This is a genomic window from Mycobacterium sp. E1747 (assembly GCF_001667775.1).
Lineage (GTDB): Bacteria > Actinomycetota > Actinomycetes > Mycobacteriales > Mycobacteriaceae > Mycobacterium.
Genome location: NZ_LZJI01000013.1, coordinates 1 through 1,021, shown reverse-complemented (window position 1 = coordinate 1,021; position 1,021 = coordinate 1). Strand labels below are relative to the sequence as shown.

At 60.9% G+C, this 1,021-nt stretch carries 2 protein-coding genes; both read right to left on the bottom strand.

The features are described 5' to 3' along the window. Nucleotides 1–272 (bottom strand): aldo/keto reductase (locus A5695_RS01165; RefSeq protein WP_197515318.1); only part of this gene is annotated, 272 nt, incomplete at its 3' end. A gap of 53 nt (nucleotides 273–325) precedes the next feature. Beyond that, nucleotides 326–1,021 (bottom strand): TIGR03560 family F420-dependent LLM class oxidoreductase (locus A5695_RS01160; protein WP_068077235.1); only part of this gene is annotated, 696 nt, incomplete at its 5' end.

Genomic DNA, 1,021 nt, shown 5'->3' with positions numbered 1-1,021 from the left:
GAGCACACCTTGGTGCAGATGACGACTTCGTCGCGGTCGGCGAAGTCTTTGAGGGCGCGACCGAGGATCTCCTCGCTGCTGCCCAGCGAGTATCCGTTGGCGGTGTCAAAAAAGTTGATGCCTGTCTCGACGGCGTGCTTGATGAGCGGCCTACTGGTTTCCTCGTCCAGTGACCAGACGGGATACCCGCGATTGGGCTGGCCGTATGTCATCGCGCCGATGGCGATCGGTGAGACATCCAAACCGGTAGTTCCAAGCTTTATGTAGCGCATAGGGATTCCTGTTGTTGGGGGTCGGGTGGCGGCAGGCGCGGATCAGCGCCTAGTCAGGCCAGCAAAGCCAGTTTGGGGATCACCTCGTCGCCGAGGCGGCCGACGAACCCGATCGGATCGGGATTTCCCGGCAGGGCAGCAATATTGATCAATTCAATGCCTGCCTCGGCGAAGCCCTGCATTGCATTCATAAATGCGGTGGGATCGCCGAACGGGTCGAACTGTGGACCGAGCATGAGGGTCTTGCGGATCTCGCGGGGGTCTCGTCCGATCTCCTCGCAATGCCGTTTCAGGACCTCGACTTTGTGCTTCACCTCATCGGGTGTTGCGGCGTTGCTATTCCAAACGTCGGCATATTGGGCGACCATGCGCAGCGTCTTCTTTTCGCCGTCGCCGCCGATCAGGATCGGTGGCCGCCGAATCGGCTGCGGCTGGCAGATGGTTTCGGCCAACTGGTAATGCCGGCCCGCGTAGGGGCCGTCATTGTCGCTCCACATCTGCTGGCAGATCTGCACCGTCTCTTCGAGCATTTCGAATCGTTGTCGCAGCGGCGGATAGGTGACACCTAGCGCCAGGTGCTCCCGCTCGTACCACGCCGCGCCGATGGCAAACATTGATCTACCACGGGAGAGTACGTCGAGGGTGGCGATTGTCTTGGCGAGCAGGCCGGGGTAGCGATAGGTCACCCCGGTCACCATCAAGGTCAACGTGATCGTCTCGGTCTGCCCGGCCAGGAAACCCAGCGAGGT